At 68.5% G+C, this 17,937-nt stretch carries 13 protein-coding genes; 11 read left to right on the forward strand and 2 right to left on the reverse strand.

Features of this window, described 5'->3' with window-relative positions:
• Positions 1–532: 532 nt before the first annotated feature.
• The 9 genes from ACFPZ3_RS66970 (at position 533) to ACFPZ3_RS67010 (ending at position 11,064) form a co-directional block, all read left to right on the forward strand.
• Complete coding sequence (locus ACFPZ3_RS66970) at positions 533–829, forward strand: hypothetical protein (RefSeq protein ID WP_379524759.1); 297 nt, start codon at positions 533–535, stop codon at positions 827–829.
• Between the two features lie 506 nt (positions 830–1,335).
• Positions 1,336–1,671 carry a hypothetical protein gene (locus tag ACFPZ3_RS66975; protein ID WP_379524760.1) on the forward strand — a complete coding sequence of 112 codons (336 nt, stop codon included), beginning with the start codon at positions 1,336–1,338 and terminating at the stop codon, positions 1,669–1,671.
• 70 nt (positions 1,672–1,741) lie between these two features.
• Positions 1,742–2,956, forward strand: a complete 1,215-nt coding sequence (gene fxlM, locus ACFPZ3_RS66980) for a methyltransferase, FxLD system (protein ID WP_379524761.1) — start codon at positions 1,742–1,744, stop codon at positions 2,954–2,956.
• An 87-nt stretch (positions 2,957–3,043) separates the two neighbouring features.
• Positions 3,044–3,247: an FxLD family lanthipeptide gene (locus tag ACFPZ3_RS66985; RefSeq protein WP_345562627.1), complete on the forward strand. Its 204-nt coding sequence runs from the start codon at positions 3,044–3,046 to the stop codon at positions 3,245–3,247.
• Between the two features lie 100 nt (positions 3,248–3,347).
• The gene (locus tag ACFPZ3_RS66990) at positions 3,348–6,428 is read left to right on the forward strand and encodes a lantibiotic dehydratase (protein ID WP_379524762.1); all 3,081 of its coding nucleotides are present in this window, start codon (positions 3,348–3,350) and stop codon (positions 6,426–6,428) included.
• A complete protein-coding gene (locus ACFPZ3_RS66995; protein WP_379524763.1) occupies positions 6,425–7,657 on the forward strand; it encodes a lanthionine synthetase C family protein in 1,233 nt (410 codons plus the stop codon). Before ACFPZ3_RS66990 ends, ACFPZ3_RS66995 begins: the two co-directional genes overlap by 4 nt.
• Positions 7,658–7,674: 17 nt before the next feature.
• Entirely contained in the window at positions 7,675–8,511 is an 837-nt protein-coding gene (locus ACFPZ3_RS67000; RefSeq protein WP_379524764.1) for a thiopeptide-type bacteriocin biosynthesis protein, read from the forward strand.
• The gene (locus tag ACFPZ3_RS67005; protein ID WP_379524765.1) at positions 8,508–9,653 is read left to right on the forward strand and encodes a hypothetical protein; all 1,146 of its coding nucleotides are present in this window, start codon (positions 8,508–8,510) and stop codon (positions 9,651–9,653) included. The genes ACFPZ3_RS67000 and ACFPZ3_RS67005 overlap by 4 nt, the downstream gene beginning before the upstream one ends.
• 1,024 nt (positions 9,654–10,677) lie before the next feature.
• Entirely contained in the window at positions 10,678–11,064 is a 387-nt protein-coding gene (locus ACFPZ3_RS67010) for an SSI family serine proteinase inhibitor (protein ID WP_379524766.1), read from the forward strand.
• Positions 11,065–11,767: 703 nt separating this feature from the next.
• On the opposite strand, the gene ACFPZ3_RS67015 is transcribed toward ACFPZ3_RS67010, so the two are convergent.
• Positions 11,768–12,544 (reverse strand): maleylpyruvate isomerase family mycothiol-dependent enzyme, encoded by a 777-nt coding sequence (locus ACFPZ3_RS67015; RefSeq protein ID WP_379524767.1) that lies wholly within the window; start codon positions 12,542–12,544, stop codon positions 11,768–11,770.
• Positions 12,545–14,012: 1,468 nt separating this feature from the next.
• On the opposite strand from ACFPZ3_RS67015, the gene ACFPZ3_RS67020 reads away from it, so the two are divergent.
• Positions 14,013–15,119, forward strand: a complete 1,107-nt coding sequence (locus tag ACFPZ3_RS67020) for an AfsR/SARP family transcriptional regulator (RefSeq protein ID WP_379524768.1) — start codon at positions 14,013–14,015, stop codon at positions 15,117–15,119.
• 56 nt (positions 15,120–15,175) lie between these two features.
• Here the strand turns inward: ACFPZ3_RS67020 and ACFPZ3_RS67025 are convergent, their stop codons facing one another.
• Positions 15,176–15,571 (reverse strand): hypothetical protein, encoded by a 396-nt coding sequence (locus tag ACFPZ3_RS67025; RefSeq protein ID WP_379524769.1) that lies wholly within the window; start codon positions 15,569–15,571, stop codon positions 15,176–15,178.
• Between the two features lie 284 nt (positions 15,572–15,855).
• Here ACFPZ3_RS67025 and ACFPZ3_RS67030 point away from each other — a divergent pair, with 284 nt between their 5' ends.
• Positions 15,856–17,358: an ATP-binding protein gene (locus tag ACFPZ3_RS67030; protein WP_379524770.1), complete on the forward strand. Its 1,503-nt coding sequence runs from the start codon at positions 15,856–15,858 to the stop codon at positions 17,356–17,358.
• Positions 17,359–17,937: the final 579 nt, after the last annotated feature.

Consider the following 17,937-nt stretch of genomic DNA (forward strand, 5'->3'; position numbering starts at 1 on the left):
TGATAAAGTCAGGCATATAGGCGCATTTGGGACCATGTCCGGAACTGGCCGGGCGCCTCAACGCATCGCATCCTCGGGAATCTTTCGCCTCCCTGTCTCCCATTTGGCCAGGTTGGAGCGATCGTCACTGGTCTGGGCCTGCACGGCCTGCAAGCTGAGACGGTGCATCTCGCGGATACGTCGCATCTCTGAGCCTAGGCGCAGCCAGGCGGTTAGAGCCGGGTCTGATTCAGGAGCACCGGTATTCATGATTCGAACTCCTGTATTGGTCGCCTGTGGTCGTGTGGTCAATTCAGATGACCACGTCGATTGCCTTCAGCACCGGTTACAAGAAATCCATCATGGTACTACCGCATAGCGACTGCACGTGATCGGAGGGACGCGCAGCCGTACCACCCAACCCGGACGTGAGATTTCGATGAGCCCCTCAGATACGGTTCCCGGCACCAACTCCAAAGCCCCGACGGCGGGTCCAGGCGTGCCTTCTCATGCCAGGCCGGCCGCATCCAACGCGGCTTCCCCAGGCGTCAGAGTGTCAAGCAAGCTGAGCAACGACAAGGCCCGCTGCCTGGCGCAAGACGTGGAGCGCTGGTGCCGCTACCGGTGGCTGGTGATGTGGGAGCCGTATCGCCGCGTATTCACGGCCTACCCCATGTACGACCACGTCATCGCCACCCCGGTCGAGGGCAAGAGCGCCCGCAAAGTATGGCAGCGCATCCTCGACGTCGACCAGGAGCTGTTCCTCGCTGCGGTCGAGGCCGCTCCGGTGCGCCCGCTCACGGTCGTCGTCCACCGACTCCCTGACTACCTGACGGAGGTGTTCAGGTGACAAGACGAGACGTGGCCAGGCAGGCGATCCGGTGCGCAGTCGGGAATGCTACGCCGCCACGTCTTGGCGCGGCCGGTCGAGGACGGTTCATCCATCGCCGGCCGCGCACTCCGGCGCGGACCCATGTCCAGAATCGAAGCACTGTCAGGGTCCGCCCCGCCTACAACTCGCAGTCCACGCGGAGCTCCTGTCCGACGTGGGCTGCGAGCTCCAACCCCCGGCCGGCATCTCTTCCCCAAGGCGTCCTTTCACCAGGCGCTGCCCAACCCGCGGCCGGGACCGAGGGAGGCGGATCTGGGCGGCCGTCTGGCCGCCTCCCTCACCCCCTCTGGGCGTACAACGCCGGGACACCTGCCGGGAAGGTCACGCCATGGACGCCGGTTGCGCACTCTCGATCCTCGCCCTCACGGCCGGTACGTCGCCCGCTGGCGCCGGTGCTTGCCACCTTGTTCTTACTGCTCACCCCATCGCAGAAGACAGTCATGCCCCGGTGGAAAGAGCAGACGATGGCAGCCAGAGCCCGCCAACCCGTGACGGTTGAGCCGAAGCAAGACGAGCAGGAGTCGGCGCCTGCGTTCGTGTGGGAGCCGTACACACCGGGCAGCGTGCTCCGGGTCTCCCACACCTCCTGCTGCGGCCTGTATGAGTGGGCCGCCGAGGGCGGCCAGTTCTTCGTGCTGCGCTCCGCCGGTGACAGCGGTTACGAAGAGACCGGACGCGGCCGCTATCGCCAGGCCCTCGACGTCTACATCGCCCTCGCCGAAGCCCACCGCGGCGAACATCTGCGCCGCGGGGAAAGACCGGATCCCGACACCTTCCTCCTGAATGGACGGCGCGGCTAACCCGTGGGCCCGGCCCGCGAACAGCCACCATCGACCAGTTGCCCATCACAACAAGAAAAAAGGACTACTCGTGACCGACGTGACCACCGACAACGACGCTGAGGAAGCCGCAAACCTGCGAGCCGCCCTTGTCCGAGAGCTCCGCGAGCAAGGGGCGATCCAGTCCGACGCCGTGGCGGCGGCCGTCGCCACCGTGCCGCGCCACCTGTTCACGCCGGGCGTGCCGCTGGAGACCGCCTACGCCCCGGACAACGCGCCGGTCGTCAAACCGGGCGACAACGGCGGCAGGCATCGCAGCGTCGTCTCCGCCGCCCACCTCCAAGCCACCATGCTGGAAGCGGCCGAGATCAAACCCGGCATGCACGTGTGCGAGTACGGTTCCGGCGGCTACAACGCGGCGCTGATCGCCGAGCTCGTCGGTGACAGCGGGCGCGTCACCACTGTGGACATCGACCTGGACATCGTCGAGCGGGCCCGCACCTTCCTCGACGAAGCCGGCTACCACCACGTGAACGTGGTGCAGGGTGACGCGGAGCGGGGCGTGCCGGAAGCGGCACCTCTCGACAGGGTGATCGGCACGGCAGGCTTCTGGGACATCCCGCCGGCGTGGCTGGAACAGCTCGCCGACGATGGCCGGATCGTCGTCCCGCTCCGGTTCAAAGGGACGACCCGCTGGATCGTCTTCGCCCGCGACGCGTCGGGGCTGATCAGCCGCAACTACGGATTGTGCTCCTTCGTGCCGGTCCAGGGGGCTGGCACGCACACCGAGCGGACCGTCACGATCGATGACGGCGTGGTGGTGTGCCTCGACGACGAGGACCTCAACGTTGACGCGGAGGCGCTGCGCAGGGCGTTGCACCTGCCGCGAATCGAACGCTGGTCCGGGGCCGTGTTCGACATGCCCGACGAGCAGACGCTGTTCCTGCTCACCAGCGACTCGAACATGGCGCTGCTGCACGCCGACCAGGCCCGCATCGATCAGGAACTGGTGGCGCCTTCCACCGCGCGGGGCGTACCCGTCCTGATCAGCGGCGACAGCTTCGCCTACCGGACCAGACGCCCCGACGAGCAGAACGGCGGATTCGAGAGCGGCGTCTACGCTCACGGGCCCTCGGCCGAGGACGTGGCCGCCCGGTACGTGGAGTTGCTGCGCCAGTGGGCGGACAAGTACCACCGGCGCGGTGCCGCGTCCATCCAGTACATCCCCAAGCCCGCCGCCCCGCCGACCTCCTCTGCCGGGGTCATCACCAAGCGGCACGGGACTGTCGTCATCACCTATCCCTAGACCTCCAGGCACCTGGGGCAGAGCGGCCGATCTGCCCCAGGACTGCACTGGAGAGCCCCACCCGTTCCAACGAAGGAGGTACCTGTCATGACCGCCCGCACTATCGGAGGTACGGCAACGCTCGCGCCTCTCGCGCCCGAAGCCCAGGCCGTCGAAGGCTGGAGTCCGGAGGAGTGGAAGGACCTGGACGTGTCCTTCGTCGAATCCGGCGTGGCAGCCGAGCAGCTCATTCGGATGACCGACGACCAGTGCAACTCGACGTGCGGAACCGCGTGCACGAGTTGCCCGTAGGCGTCACCGCACGCCTGATGGCGTCCGACGCCTGACCCAAGCGCCCGGCCGGCGCGACTCATCGGCCGGCCGGGCCACCCCCCGACTTCGGGAGCGGCACATGTACCGATACCTCGACGCTGCGGTGTTGCGCGCCCCGGCGTGGCATCCCGACCAGCAGTCCGGATCTTGGCCGGACCTGACCGGGCCGCAGGCGAGGCCCGCCTCATGGCGAGCATGGCTGGCTGACACGTGGCAACGGCCGGGCTTCGCGGCGGCAGTGGAGCAGGCCAGTCCGGATCTGGCGCGGCGGGTGTGCGGGGTCTGTGCCGGACGGCCGATGTCTGATGCGGGAGTGCGTCGGGCTGTGCTGTCCGTGATGCGCTACCTGCTGCGTGCCTCCGGCCGCGCGACACCGTTCGGCCTGTTCGCCGGGGTCGCTCCGGCGCGCCTCAGCGCCGCAACGAACCTGCCCGCAGTACGCATCGGGGACGCGCACCGCCCAGTGGCCCGGGTCACGGCAGAGTGGCTCTCGGCGGTTGTTCAGCGGCTGGAAAGCGAGGCGACGCTCCGGCGGTGCCTGACCGTGATGGCCAACAATCTCGTGTTCGAGCGGGATGACCGCCTGGTGCTCGCTCATCGCGCCAGCATCGCGGCGGGCGGTGCGCCGGGGGAGGTGAGCCTGCGCGCCACCGGGCCGGTACGGGAAGCGCTCCGGCTGGCGCGTGATCCGCTCCCGGTCGCTGACCTGATGGATCGATTGTCCGTCGTCTCGCCGCGGACTCCCGAGACCGTCATCAACGCGCTCGTGGCCGAGCTGGTGGCCCAGCGCCTTCTGCTCACCTGTCTGCGCCCGCCGATGACGACCCCTGATCCGCTCGGCTATCTCCTGCAGGAGCTGGACGCCGCGAAAGCGGACGAGATCGGCGAGGTGGCCGACATCGTGAAGGGCTTGCACGCCATCGCCGACGAACTCGCCCAGCACGATCGTGCCCCGGCCGCCACAGCGGGCGATCACCGAGCACGCGCGTCGGCCGCGATGGCGGCCATTCACCGCTCCACACGCTCGCCTCTCGCGGTCGATCTACGCCTGGACGCTGAGGTGACAGTGCCCGTCGCCGTGGCGGCAGAGGCCGCCGAGGCGGCAGCCGCGCTCGTCCGCCTGGCTCACTGCCCGGCGCTCAACGCGGGGTGGGTGGTCTGGCATGCACGGTTCTTGGACCGCTACGGCCTGCGCGCCCTGGTCCCGCTGAGGGAGATTGTCGACGCCGACATCGGGCTCGGCTATCCGCCCGGGTACGGCGACGACACTCACGCCTCCGGCCGTGAGACGCTGACCGACCGCGACCGCAATCTGCTGGCGCTGGCGCACAACGCCGCGATGCGCCGCCAGCGCGAGATCCTGCTCGACGACGACATGATCACCTGCCTCGGCGCGGCAGCCCCGGACGCACCGGTACAGCCCACCACCGAGGTGACCGTACGGATTGACGCGCCCACCGGCCAGGCGTTGGCCGAGGGGCGCTTCACCCTCGTCATCGTCGGGGTATCGCGTAGCGCGGGCACCATTACCGGCCGGTTTCTGGACTTGTTGGGGGACGAGGACCGACAGCGGATGATCGCCCTGTACGCGAACCTGCCCACGGGCACCCGAGACGCGCTCGCGGTGCAGCTCGCGGCTCCAGCGCCGTATACCAGTACCGAGAACGTCGCCCGCGCCCCCTTGGTGCTGGCACACGTACTGCCGATCGGCGACCACCCCGTCGGCGATGGCACGCAGTTGCTCGCGCTGGATGATCTCGTCGTAACCGCCGACCTGCACGGCATCTACTTGGTGTCGCTGTCGCGCCGCCAAACCGTCGAACCGGTGATCTTCAACGCGGTCAACCTGATCCAGCACACGCACCCGCTGGTGAGGTTCCTTCTCGAAGCGCCGCACGCGCTGCAGATCCCGTGCGTCGGTTTCCACTGGGGTGCGGCAGCCGCGCTGCCGTTCGTTCCGGCGCTGCGCTACCGGCGGACGATCCTGTCGCCTGCCCGTTGGCGGCTCACCGCAGCTGACGTGCCCGCGCCCTCGGCGCACTGGCAGGAATGGGACCGTGCGTTCGCTGCCTGGCGGACGACGGTGGCGCTGCCTGGGACGGTCTGCCTCGGCGGCGGCGACCAGCACCTCCGGCTCAATCTCGGTGAACCCGCGCACCGCGCCCTGCTGCGCGCCCAGGTGGACCGCGCCGGCACTGCCGTGCTCCGTGCCGCTCCAGACCCGGACGCGGCCGGCTGGATCGGCGGATTCCCTCACGAGATCACGATTCCGCTCGCCGTCACCGGCAGGCCCGCCGAGCCGCCCCAGCTCCCGAGCGAGGTGACCGCCCGCGATCACGGCCACCTTCCTGGCCAGCACGGGCGGATCTCGCTCAAGCTGTACGGCCACCCCGACCGGCATGACGCCCTCCTCACCCGTCACCTGCCCCGCCTGGCAGATGAGCTAGGCAGCGACGCCCAATGGTGGTTCCTGCGCTATCACGACCCCGGCCACCATCTCCGGATCCGCCTCACGGTCCCCGTCGAACGGTTCACCGACGCCGCCGCCCACGTCACCGTATGGAGCGAGCAAGTGCGCCAGGCCGCGCTGACGGCGCACGTGCAGTGGGACACCTATTTCCCCGAAGCCACGCGCTTCGGTGGCCCCGCCGCCATGGACGCGGTCGAGACGTACTTCGCGGCCGACTCGGCCACCGCAGTCACCCAGTTGATCGCGATCACCTCTCAAGGAGGGCCCAACCTGCACGCCATGACCGCCGCCAGCCTGCTCGACATCGCCGCTGCCTTCCTCGGCGACACCGCCGCGGCGATGCGCTGGCTCATCCGCCATACCCAAGCCGACGCCTCCCCGCCTGAGCGCGCCGTCTATGACCAGGCCATACGCTTGGCCAGGCCGGACGATCATGAAGCTCTGGCCGCGCATCTGGCAGGTGGGCAAATCGTCTCCTGCTGGGCTCGGCGGCGGCAGACGCTCACCGCTTACCGTCACGTGCTGGAGAAGGCGGGCACGCTGCCTCCGGCTGCCGTGTTGCCGGATCTGCTGCACCTGCATCACGTCCGTATGGCCGGTACGTCGCTGGCCAGCGAGCGGGCGTGCCTGCATTTGGCGCGCGCCGCCGCCTTGAGCTGGAGCACCCGCCCCAGGAAGAGCAGGCCATGACCGAGCCGGACGCAGACGCGCTGGGCGTCGCGGATGCGGTCGCCGCGGCGCTGGCCGCCCCGCAGTCGTGGGCGGCCCAACCGCCGGGAAGCGGCCTGCTCTGGCCGCAATCGCTGTGGGCCGGGGCGGCCGGTATCGCCCTGCTACACATCGAGCGTGCCCGCTCTGGACGCGGCGATCCCATCACGGCGCACGCCTGGCTGAAAGTGGCCATCTCCGGCGTGTTGACGAAGGCGGCGAACGCGAACCTGTTCTTCGGAGCTCCTGCGCTCGCCTTCACCACGTACGCGGCCGCAGGCACCTCACGCCGTTACCGGAGCATCCTGCAGCGCCTGGACGAGGCGGTCATGTCGATCACCCGCACCCGCTTGGCGGCAGCGCATGCCCGCATCAACCGCGGTGAACAGCCCGAGATGAAGGAGTTCGACCTGATTCGCGGGCTGACCGGCCTGGGCGTCTACCACCTGCGCCGCCACCCGGACCACCTGATCACCGGCGACGTGCTGTCCTACCTGGTACGCCTCACTGAGCCGCTGCCCGCAGGCAGCGAGCTGCCGCCGTGGTGGACGAGCGTCGCACCGAACGGGGAGCCCAGCTCGAACTACCCACATGGGCACGGCAACCTTGGCATGTCCCACGGCATCAGCTCGGTTCTGGCTCTGCTGTCCCTGGCGGCGCTGCGCAACGTGAACGTAGCCGGCGCGAAAGAGGCGATCGAACGGATCTGCGCCTGGACCGACCTCTGGCGGCAACAGGACGACGCCGGCGCGTGGTGGCCCGGAGCGGTCTCCATCGAGCAGGCGCGCGAACAGCGCGTCCACCCGTCGCAACGCCCCCGCCCGTCGTGGTGCTATGGGATCAGCGGCACGGCCCGCGCCCAGCAACTGGCGGGCCTGGCCCTCGCCGACGAGACCCGGCAGCAGACCGCCGAAGAGGCGATGCAGGCCGCCCTGCGCGACCCCGTGCAGCTCGATCGGCTCCCGGAGAGGGGACTGTGCCACGGTTTGGCCGGGCTGCTCCACTGCGCCTGGCGGATGGCCGCCGACGCACGCACCGCACGCATCGGCGACGAACTTCCCAACCTCGCCGCCCGGCTCGCCGCGCAGATTTCCCCCACCGCGCCGCAGACCGGGCTCCTCGACGGTGTCGCGGGGGCCGCGCTCGCCCTGCACGCCCTCGGCACCGGCGCTGTGACGTCGTGCTGGGACACCGTCCTGCTCATGGCCTGACCTGGAGGCAACCCCGTATGGATCCCCGCCCGTGGTGGCAAGTCAACATCGCCTTCCCCGACTGGGCCACAGCCGAGCACACAGCCGTGACCCACCTCGCTCCGATAATGGCCCAGGCCGAAGACGAGCAGATCGTCATCTCCTGGTTCTTCACGCGCAAGACGCCATGCTGGCGGGTCCGCTACGTACCCAGCAGCGGCCGAGCCCATGGCTACCTTCGGCACCACCTGGACGACCTCATCCGGCAGGGCCATGTTGGTACTGCGACCGAAGTCCTCTACGAGCCGGAAACGCACGCTTTCGGCGGCGGCGAGGCCATGCGATGCGCCCACGCGCTTTTCCACCTCGACAGCCGGTACCTGCTCGCCCACCTCGCCTCCTCGCCCGGCGTCGAGCACCGCCGCGAACTGTCGATCCTGCTCTGCACCGCCCTGCTGCGCTCAGCCGGGCTCGACTGGTACGAGCAGGGCGACGTGTGGGGGCGGGTAGCCGATCACCGCGACCTCCCGCACCCGATCCCGCCCGAGCGCCGCCACACGCTGGAGGCTAGCGTGCGGCAGCTGATGAGCGTGGACGCCGGCCCCCTCCTGCGTGACGGCGCACCTCTGGGGTTCGCTGCCAACTGGTCGGCCGCTTTCGATGCCACCGGTTACAAACTGGCCGCGCTGGCGACCAAGGGGCTACTGCACCGCGGCCTGCGCGCCGTCCTCGCCCACCACATCGTCTTCGCGTGGAACCGGCTCGGCCTGCCCTACACCGCCCAGGCCGTCCTCGCCCACACCGCCAAACAGATCGTGTTCGGGTGCGACCCCACCGGCGCCCAGATCGAGGAGACAAGGAGCAAGACATCATGAACGCCCCGCTGCAGCAGGCTGCGCAGCGCTTTCCCCTGATCGCCCGGCCCCGGCCGGCGTGCCTGCCGCTCAGAGCACGGATCGCCGAGCTACGCGACCTCGCCGACACCGCCGCCCACGGCACGCAGGAAGGCCACCTCACGCTGGCCGCCGAGACGCTGAACAAGGCGGCCCTGATCGCCAGCGACTGCGGCGCCACCGCTCTGGCCCACTCGCTGTGCTGGCGGCACTTCGCCGCCTACCTGCACGCCTGGCCGCTGGACGCCTCCCGGGCACGCTCGGCTCTGGAGCCGCTCGTCAACCTCGCCCGGCTGGCCATCCGCGACCACGATGGCGCCCGCGGCTACCTGCTGCTGAACACCCTCTTCCACGCCGTCAGCTCAAGCGGCACCGCCGACATCGATGGCCATCGCCTCCCGCTCGACGGCCTCACCCACACCGAGGATGATCTCCACACGGTCCGTAAATGGCTGTGGGGCGTCTTCCTGAACGAGGGCATCCGGGCACTCATCAGCGCCGGCCAATGGGACCAGGCGGTCGCCCACGCCCAGCAGTACCGCGGCGTCGGGCAACGACTCCTGGACGGCCGACAGGCCACCATCGTCGCGCACTGCATCGCCGGAGACACCGACACCGCTCTGAAGCTCGTCACCACCAGCGCGCCCGAGCAGCCGTGGGAACACGCGGTGGCCGGTTGCCTGGACGCGCTCTGCCGCTATGCGGCCGGACACTCACCCGGCGACACGCTCGCCGGGGTCCAACGCCGGTATCGGGAGCTCGACCGGACACCGGAGCTGCTGGTCTTCCGCACCCGCCTCGGCCTCACCGTCCTCGACCTCGCCGCCGATACCGACCAGCTCCCTGCTGCCCGCGTATTCACCTGCCTGATCACCGACATCCTCGCAACGCCAGACGGGTACGCCGCTCGAGAAGTCCTGGCCCACAAACGCGCCAGCACGCTGCTCAATCTTGCCGAGCAGCACGAACTCACCGCAGCCGTGCAAGGCACCGGGCTTGGGACCGGATCGGTGCCGGAGCCACTGATGTCCGACCTCTTCTCGGCCGTGAGAACGAGCGAGACAGTGATAGAGGCGGGCCTGGATGCATCCGCACAGGCTCTCAACGGGAATCCGCGAGCCTAGGAAGACCACCCCGGCCGTGGTTGCGAATGTGCCGACACCCTGACGATCGCGCTCGCCGCTCGCCGCTCGCCGCTCAAGTCTCGGGTGGGAGTGGATCAGCCGAGGAGCCTATGGCAGGCGATGTTGCGGATCCGGAACTCGCTTCTGTGAGCGGGGAACAACTCGTCGCATTTCATGCTGGCCAGCGATGGGTTTCCGCCGAGTCCGGTAGCGTCGGGCCAGGCCGGACGCGGGTCGCTCGGTGTGCGCTTCGGTCGAGGATTCGACCGGGGAGAGCGGCGGTCGGCTGTTGGGTTGGCCGGTGGCCGTGGGCGGAGGAGTTCCTGGCGGCTGTGCGGCTCATTCATGTGCGCACGGTTTCTGGCCGGGCCGATGTGCTTGGCGCTGCCCCTGTCGTCGCCTCGTTCGGCGGTCTCTTGGTGGGGGAGGGTCAGTGACACTGGTGCCGCGGAGTTGGATGGGGTGGTCGGCGTACGCGCCGGTGGAGAAGACGTAGCGGCATCGTTGCCGGTGGCGTCGCGCAGAGCGTTCGAGGCTTGAGGTGAGGAGCCCTGTTGACCGCTGGACCTGTCTGTCCCAGTACCGCCTAGAACGATCGCGGCTATCGCAACGGCTAGGGCGGTGACTCCACCTGCCTGCAGCAGAGTTCTGGTGCGCACTCGTCCCATTCCTGGCTCCCCAATGCTCTTGATCGTTACGGTGCGTAGCGTAGCTGCGGTTCTGCGGGTGTTTCGCGGTTTTTGATCTTGCCTTGGTGATTCATGGCGTTGGCATTCCATGCGGTTCGCCAGGTGATCGTGTCCATAGAGGGTCGCATCCCTGAGCTTCTTGGTGCGCAGACGGTCCGCATCGCGTCGGGTCGGCGCGGGGGGCGAGGATGCGTGGTTGCGCTGTATGGAAGTAGGGCTGTGGCAGGAGGCGCGGTTTCGGTCCCGTGAGACCTACTTATGGGATACCAGGCAGAGGAGAACAGCTCAAGGTAGCCTTACGATTACTTTACGTCACCGAAGTGTCTGGAGCGTCGATGCGCCTGCCCCTGCTGATCACTAGTGCCGGTCTTGGCGTCGGCCTCGTTCTCGCGGCGATCCCGGCCTACGGTGCTGCCCGGGTGAACGGTGTCTTCCTCGCTGTCTCGGCGCATGGAGGCAACACGATGAGGGCGGTCGGCCTGCAGTGTCCAGGCGTGACGCGGGGGCACCCGTACGGTGAGGTGGCCTGCGCCGCGATCGATGCCGCTGACGGTGATTTCGATCGTCTTCCTGGCAACCCACTCCGCCGCTGCAGCGAGGAGTACGAGCCGGTCACGGCGACGATGGGCGGGCTGTGGCGGAACCGGAATATCGGATGGCACAAGACCTTCCGCAACGCCTGTGTGCTTTATGCCGAGACGGGCCCGGTCTTCCGCTTCTGAACGAGGTTCACGGTCGGGCGCCCATCGATCAGCGCGGGGTGGTCTGAACGCCTCCGCTGCGCTCGCCTGACGGTGATGGAATACGGCTCCCGATCGTGTCCGGTCTGCAGGATATCCGGCGGCATCTTCTCGGCGTCGTGGATCGCATCCGGGATGGATCCATCGCCGGGCGAGATGCTGATGCCCCACGCCTGTGGGTCTGGTGGTTGCTTGGCCGACGCAACGGCGTACCCCCGATGAGCCGACCTCTGGAGGGGTTGGTTCAGGAGCAGCGTAGGGTCCTGCCCGGTGCACTCAAGGCGTTCGTCTCCTTTGCGAGTGATGCGCAATTCCGGTGTGGCTGCATTCGCTTGCTGTGACGCGCGCGCCGGATGTTTGTTCCTCTGGCCTCGAAGGCATGTAGCGGATCCTGGATCTGAGCACGAGAGCCGCCACGATCGCCTTGCCTGCGGCGAGGTTTCTGTTGCCCGTTATGTAGCGGCTGTTGATCGTGAGTCTAGTACGGTAGCCGCCATTCGCAGTGTGAGCTGGGGTGACGCACTATGCGCCGAAGCGATCTTGTGACGGGAACGCGGCTCAACGAGAGCAGCCGCTCATGATCATGTCCGTGGGCGCCGCCGCCACCAAGCCCGCGCCCGCCACTTCAATGTGCCTACTCGCTTCATGCGGCCTCGTGTCGCACAGGTTGCATCCAAGCGTGTGGTCAGCCAGTGACCCAGTCCATGTGTTCGATCCAGTGGTCGAGCAGCGCCCGATCCCCCTGCAATTCCAGCGTAGGAGCCGCATCCAGTGGGCGACGCCTGCTGATCACGAGCAGGAGGTCGACGGCTGGGCCGCTTACCACGACGTCCGCCTGGGTGTGCGTGCGCTCCAGCACGACCATGTCCTGTTCCCGGCGTGCCACCCACTCCCCCGGCGCGTCGGTCGCGTGGAAATGCAGAGTCTGACCGCCCCCGCGCATCGCATCGGCGAAGCCCGGCTGGTTCTCCCAATAGCCGCGGGAAGCCATCGTGTCCAGCCAGTCCTCCAGGGCCGCAACGGCAAGCTCCGGCGCCAACTCGTACCGCATGCCGAGCGCCGCAGCCGCGTCCGCGCGATGCACGCAAGCCTCGCCGAACAGCCGACGTGACCAGAACGGCACGCCTGCGGCCCCGCCCGACGGATCCCACACCGGCGTGTCATCGGTGACCGATGCGAACGCCTGACTCGCCTCGGCCGCGCCGTCGCTCAGCCAGGCACGCCACTGGCCCGAATCGGTCGGACCCGGAACGTAGCCGGCGAACGCCCTGCTCGGCTCGATCATCTGCTCACCCACGAGCATGACCACCATCCGCTGTGTCCCGCCGACATGGTCGACAAGATCGGCCAGCGTCCACTCCGGACATGTCGGCACCGGGGCCGCCGCATCCCTGCCGTGCACCCAATCGGCAAACGTGCTCGTCTGCTCGACAACGGCCTTCAAATACGCGGATGCGTCCATCGCTGCACCTCCAAGTGCTTTGTGATCTACCCGAAGTTCGCGGGCCAGGTCGCTCAATGCCGACCGCCAGCCGGTGCCGACGATCAGGGGCTACCCGTGGTATCCGCACCTCGGGGATTGGGTTGTTGTGATGGGTGGGTCAGGTCGTCTTGCTCTGGCCTCCACCGATGATGTCGTCGGCGCCGTTGATGCACGCGCATACCGATCAATCCATCGGGCCACATCGACATGCTGAATCATGGGATCGATCATTGTCTCCGGCAAGCATGGCGAACAATCGGTCTTTCGCCTTACGACCAAGGTCTGATTGTCAGCGAATGGCACGACGCTGACGGTTCACCCCTGGGACGGGTGGACTCGTCCCAGGCGTCGGTTCCGACTGGGGCGATCCTGGCGAACATCGGTGCCAGCGCGCTCATCAGTTGCTCGATGTTCGCTGTACCCGTGCTACCTCTACGATGAGGGCGGTAGCCGCTCCCGATCTTGTACTCTTCACACGGACATGATCATGAGCGGCTGCTCTCGTTGAGCCGCGTTCCCGTCACAAGATCGCGTCGGCGCATAGTGCGTCACCCCAGCTCACACTGCGAATGGCGGCTGCCGTACTAGGTGCCACCCCAAGCGCTGGAATGAGGCCGGGAATTCAAGGGTGCGGCACGATGCCATGTCTTGGCGATCTTTATTCTCTTCTTGTGGCGTGGCACGAAGGGCGTGGTGGTAAATCGGCTGACGTAGCCAAACCCTCTGGAGGATCCTGGTGCTTCAGGAATGTCTTCCACATGTCTGGAAGTGTGAAGATTCCGGGTTTCTGGGTGAAATGACCATCGCGGGCGCGCTGGTGGTCGCTTTGCTGGGTGGCCCAAGCGTGGCTGTGGCGCGTGTGGAGCCGTATTGCCCGTCGGAGTATGTCCCGGAGCAGGGGCGCCAGATGTTCGACATCGAGAAGCTGTGCGCTTTGGTACAGAAGGATGTGGCGGAGGGTCGGGGACTGCAATTCGGGCAGCGGCTGGAAGATTCCCGGCGGGTGCCGGCGGGGACGACGCCATCTCCACAGTCCCGGGTACGTTCGGCGCCGAAGGGCTCGGTTGCCAGGCCGAAGCCGTCCACGCCGGCGCCTGCTGTGCGCCCGCCTGTGGTGAGGGCGGATCGAGGGGAAGCCGGGCCGCGCGAGTATCGGGAGGTGGTTCGGCGGCCGGATCGCTCGTCGACATCTGTCTCGCGCCGAGGTGGCAACGTCGGAAGCGTCGAGCGCCGGCATGGTCAAGCCAACGACTCACGCTCGCCGCGGCGTGATCCCCGACGGCGTCCGACCACAGCGCCATCGCCCTCTCCACCGCCATCGCCCTCTCCGTCACCATCGACATTCCGGCCGTCTCCGTCGCCTACGACAGCTGGAGGTGCAGGCGATGTGACGGGGCAGCGTTTCGGGGCTTGGTCTGGGGTGAGGCAGTCGCTTGGCGCTGCGCTGGTGTTCGGGCTGCTGGTCATGCTGCTGGCGGCCGTGCTGATCGTCCGCCGCCGTGCTCGGCCGGGCGTGGCGGTTGCGGGCTCTTCGGCCGGGCTTCCCGCTGGGCGTTGTGGCGGCAGGGGAGACGGCGACATGGTGGCTGCTGCCCTTATGGAGACGCCTGAGATCGACATCGCCGCAGAAGGGCTCGTTGTCGGCGGCTTCCGCACCAAGGAGGCAGAAGAGCATGCCGAAGAGAAGGCGGACGTCGATGGGCCTCGGTTGGGCGGCGAGACTGTGGCGGACACTGGCCAGACGGGCATCGCTGACCCGAGGCACGCGGCCGTAACCTCCTCTTCTGCGGTGCTGATGGCGTCCGGATTCGTGGCGGTGCCGGGCAAGGCGAAGGCCGAGGTGCTGGGAGTGCCGCGGCTGTCGTACGGCGGGACGGAGTTGTCTTTCGGCCGTGCGGAGGCGTCCGACCTGTTCGCGTTGCTGGCGACGTCACGGGAGGGGGTGTCGACGGAGGGCATCATCGACACGTTGTGGCCGGGCGATGATGAGCGGGGCGGTCGCCTGCTGGAGTCGGCGGTTCGGCAGCTCAATCAGGTGATGCGGCAGGCTTCTGGTCTTGCCGTTGAGGTGAAGTTCGTGCTGAAGACGCGCCAGCGGCGCCATCTGGCGGCGGCCCATTTCGATGTGGACTATTGGCGATTCGAGAAGGCTTTCCTTGAAGCGGGCAGCGCGGGAGAGATGTCGGCTCGGCTGGCCGCCTTGCAGGAGATGCTGGCCTTGTATCAGGGGCCGTTGCTGGCCGGGCGTGATGGGCTGTGGGTTGTCCCGCTGCGGCAGGCCGCTCAGCGGCAGGCGGTTGATGCGGCTGAGCGGTTGGCCGAGCTGGTGCGTGCGGGGGATCCAGATCGGGCGTTGGATGTGTTGCGGCTGGCGGTGGAGCGCATCGACCCGTACAGCGAGATGTTGTGGTGCCAGCTCATGACGATCCAGGGAGAACTGGGCCGGACGTCAGCCGTTCGGCGCTCGTTCGGGCTGTTGCAGGAGCGATTGACGGAGATCGATGCGACCCCCAGCGGTGAAGTGCGCCGCGTGGGTGAGCGGTTTCTCGGCTAATTAGCTGCCAGACGCGGGTGGCACAGGAGGTCATGCGGTCCTTATGGCGCAGGGCCTTATCCGTCTTCTGAGCGGCGGAGCATGTGCTGGTCGTGCGGGGTGTAGGTGGCCAGCATGGCGGGGGTGAGCAGGCGGGCGGGTTGGGTGCCGTAGATGCGGGCCAGCAGGCGCAGGGTGTCGGTTGAGGGGCGTCGGCCTGCCTGCGGCCAGGTTTCGTGCTCGTAGAGGCGAGACTCGCGAAGTCCGGCGCCAGTGGTGTCGACGAGCTGGTGGAAGGCGGCGACTGCCTGTGTTGCGGTGAGGCCGGCGGCGTGGCGGTAGAGGCGCAGCGGGGTGGCAGGGTGGTCGAGGGCGAGGATGGTGGCGATCTGGTCGGTGGTGAAGCCGTGCTGGCGGAGGTATCGACTGCGGCGGCGGCAATCGAGCAGCGTCTGGTAGCCGGTGCTGAGCATGCGGTCCGGGTCCTTTCCGTTGACGTTCGGCGGCGGGTCGGTGCCCCCTTCGCGCGGGGTTGAGGGACGGTAGACGGGCTCTGGCGAGAGGCTCAAGCCCTGCGTGGGGTGATCGCCGGAGTCTGCGCGGGCGTGTGGTGGACGGTGTGGGCGGCGTTGGTGCTGGTCGGGGCGTGCTGGATGTGGGGTTGCGGGTTGGGGATGGGATTCGGGCGGCGAGGTGCGCGATGGTGCTGGCCGCTTCCCGGACGGGCCGGGGGCGGGACCGGAAAGGGAAGGCCAGCATGGACCACAGCACGCAGCACCTCTCGGACGAGCCGAGCCGCGCCCTCGGACTGCGGACGTACCGGCAGCCGCTGGGGGAGGGGTTCCCGGATCTGGCGCCGGGGCTGGTGATGTCGACGTTCCGATCGCGGCCGGTGTGGGGCGGGATGGCCTGGCGGCAGGCGTTCCCGGGGCGGGCGGATCAGTCGGCTCCGGCGCGCCGCCTGGTGGGCCGGCTGCTGGCCGACACCGGCCGGGGAGAGGACGCGGAGTGGGTGACGGCCGAACTGGTCAACAACGCCCTGCGGCACACGCGTTCTGGGCAGGAGCGGGGGTTCTTCGTGGTGGAGGTGCTGCGCGGCGCGGATGTGGCCCGGATCGTCGTGTATGACCTGGGCGGGGGCTCGGTTCCGGACTTCTCTCAAACGCTGGGTTCGCTACCCGGGCTGGCCGAGCATGGGCGAGGGCTGGCCGGGGTGGCTGAGCTGGCGGTCCGGGTCGGGGCGGTGGGTGATGCGGTCACCGGGCATGCGGCGTGGGCGGAGCTGGCCCTTACCGGGGAGACGGTTCCGGTGGTTCGAGCGTGCGATGCGGCCGGTGGTGCTGGCCGGGGGCTGGGGTCGGCCCGTTCGCGCGAGCTGGTGCCGATGCCGATGTTCTCTGGGGAGGTCGCAGCCGGAGAGCGTGGCGTTGACGCCTGTGTTGGCGCCTCGCTGGTGGGCTGCGAAGGAGACTCCGGTGATCTGAGGGCGGGCCCGGTGGGTGTTGCGCTGGTGTCAGCGCGTAGAGCGGGCTCCCATGATGGTGAGGAGGTGGGTGGCGAGGGGACGGTGGGGCTGGCTCCTGCCCTGCTTGGGGAAGGGATGGTGAGGCAGGGGGCGGATCGGGTGTCGCCGTTCGGTCAGGAGTCGTGGGCGCGGCAGGCGCTGGCCGGGTTGCGCCGGGATTGGTCTGATTGGGCTTTTCTGGTGGTGGGGCATCGGTGGCTGGCGATGCGTGGTCCCCAGGTCGTGATCAGCGCGGCGGGTCCGGAGGAACTGCGTCAGGCGCTGCCGCCGATGGCGTTGAAGTGCATCCCGGCCAGGTCCGGGTCGGCCATGTCCGTTCTGGGCGAGCGTAGCGTGGCGGAGCCTGGCCTGCCGGTGTCGACAGTGTCCGGGCTGCTGGGGGTGGAGTCGTATGAGGGTTGGGCGAGGCCGGGCACGTCACCGCCGTCACCTGCGTCGGTGTCAGGGGTGGGTGGGGGTGTTGGGGCGGGGCTGAGTGGCACGCTGGTGACGGTTCCGTCGCTGTCGGGGGTGGTGGCCGCCGAACGGTCGGGGACGGGCACGTGGGCCGTTGCCACCGCCGAACCGGTGCGGGTGGCGTGGTGGCCGCATGGGTGGCCGTGGGGCAGAGGCGGGGGCCGTTCGCGGGCAGGTGCGCGGGCCCGGGATGGCGATCGCCGGGCTGGTGTGGGCGGGCCTCGTCATCGCCGGGTTCGGTCGAAGCCCACCACAGTGGCCGCTGTTGGCGCTGCCTGAGGTCGGGGGCATCCCCGGCGGGATTCGGGGCTTGACACCTGGGCCGCAGGTGGGTGTCGATACCCCTCCGCCCGTCCGGCGGGGAGGGGGTGCTGGGCGAGCGGCCTGGGTGAGTTCGCCTTGCGTCGGGGGCGAGGCGAACCCGCCCCTGGGGCCGGAGGGCCGCGTCACCCTCGGTTCCCGCGTGTGCTGTCGAGGGATGGGCGGCAGCGGAGGTGTGTCGGATGGGGGCAGATTTCCGTACCGGAAATAGGGGTGGCGTTCCCTCTCGCGATTAAGGCCGCTACCCGGCACAGGTGTTGTTTTCGCAGGTCTTACCGGTTTCGGACAGCGCGTTGGGCGGCCCGACTCGTCTAAGGACGACTCCCTTGAATATGTGCGGGTACGTTGACGTGCTGCGTGTTCCTGTGTCGGTGTGGTTCCCGTCATCTGCTGCTTTCCCGTCTCGTCTTGCTGATGTTTCCTGTTGTGGCCCGTCGTGAGGGTGCCGGCCTGGCTGGTTCTGGTGAGGCTCTTGCCGCGAGGGTTCTGGGCGGGCAGGTTCTCTTCGCCGCCCGCCGCCCGCCGCCCGCCGCCCGC

It is taken from the genome of Nonomuraea insulae (assembly GCF_042656245.1).

Bases quoted from the DNA above. Each gene is read 5' to 3' on its own strand.
- ACFPZ3_RS67025 (WP_379524769.1), bottom strand. From the start codon at position 15,571: ATGCTCAGCACCGGCTACCAGACGCTGCTCGATTGCCGCCGCCGCAGT.
- ACFPZ3_RS66995 (WP_379524763.1), top strand. From the start codon at position 6,425: ATGACCGAGCCGGACGCAGACGCGCTGGGCGTCGCGGATGCGGTCGCC.
- ACFPZ3_RS66975 (WP_379524760.1), top strand. From the start codon at position 1,336: ATGGCAGCCAGAGCCCGCCAACCCGTGACGGTTGAGCCGAAGCAAGAC.
- ACFPZ3_RS67005 (WP_379524765.1), top strand. From the start codon at position 8,508: ATGAACGCCCCGCTGCAGCAGGCTGCGCAGCGCTTTCCCCTGATCGCC.
- ACFPZ3_RS67030 (WP_379524770.1), top strand. From the start codon at position 15,856: ATGGACCACAGCACGCAGCACCTCTCGGACGAGCCGAGCCGCGCCCTC.
- ACFPZ3_RS67015 (WP_379524767.1), bottom strand. From the start codon at position 12,544: ATGGACGCATCCGCGTATTTGAAGGCCGTTGTCGAGCAGACGAGCACG.
- ACFPZ3_RS67000 (WP_379524764.1), top strand. From the start codon at position 7,675: ATGGATCCCCGCCCGTGGTGGCAAGTCAACATCGCCTTCCCCGACTGG.
- ACFPZ3_RS66985 (WP_345562627.1), top strand. From the start codon at position 3,044: ATGACCGCCCGCACTATCGGAGGTACGGCAACGCTCGCGCCTCTCGCG.
- ACFPZ3_RS67010 (WP_379524766.1), top strand. From the start codon at position 10,678: ATGCGCCTGCCCCTGCTGATCACTAGTGCCGGTCTTGGCGTCGGCCTC.
- ACFPZ3_RS66990 (WP_379524762.1), top strand. From the start codon at position 3,348: ATGTACCGATACCTCGACGCTGCGGTGTTGCGCGCCCCGGCGTGGCAT.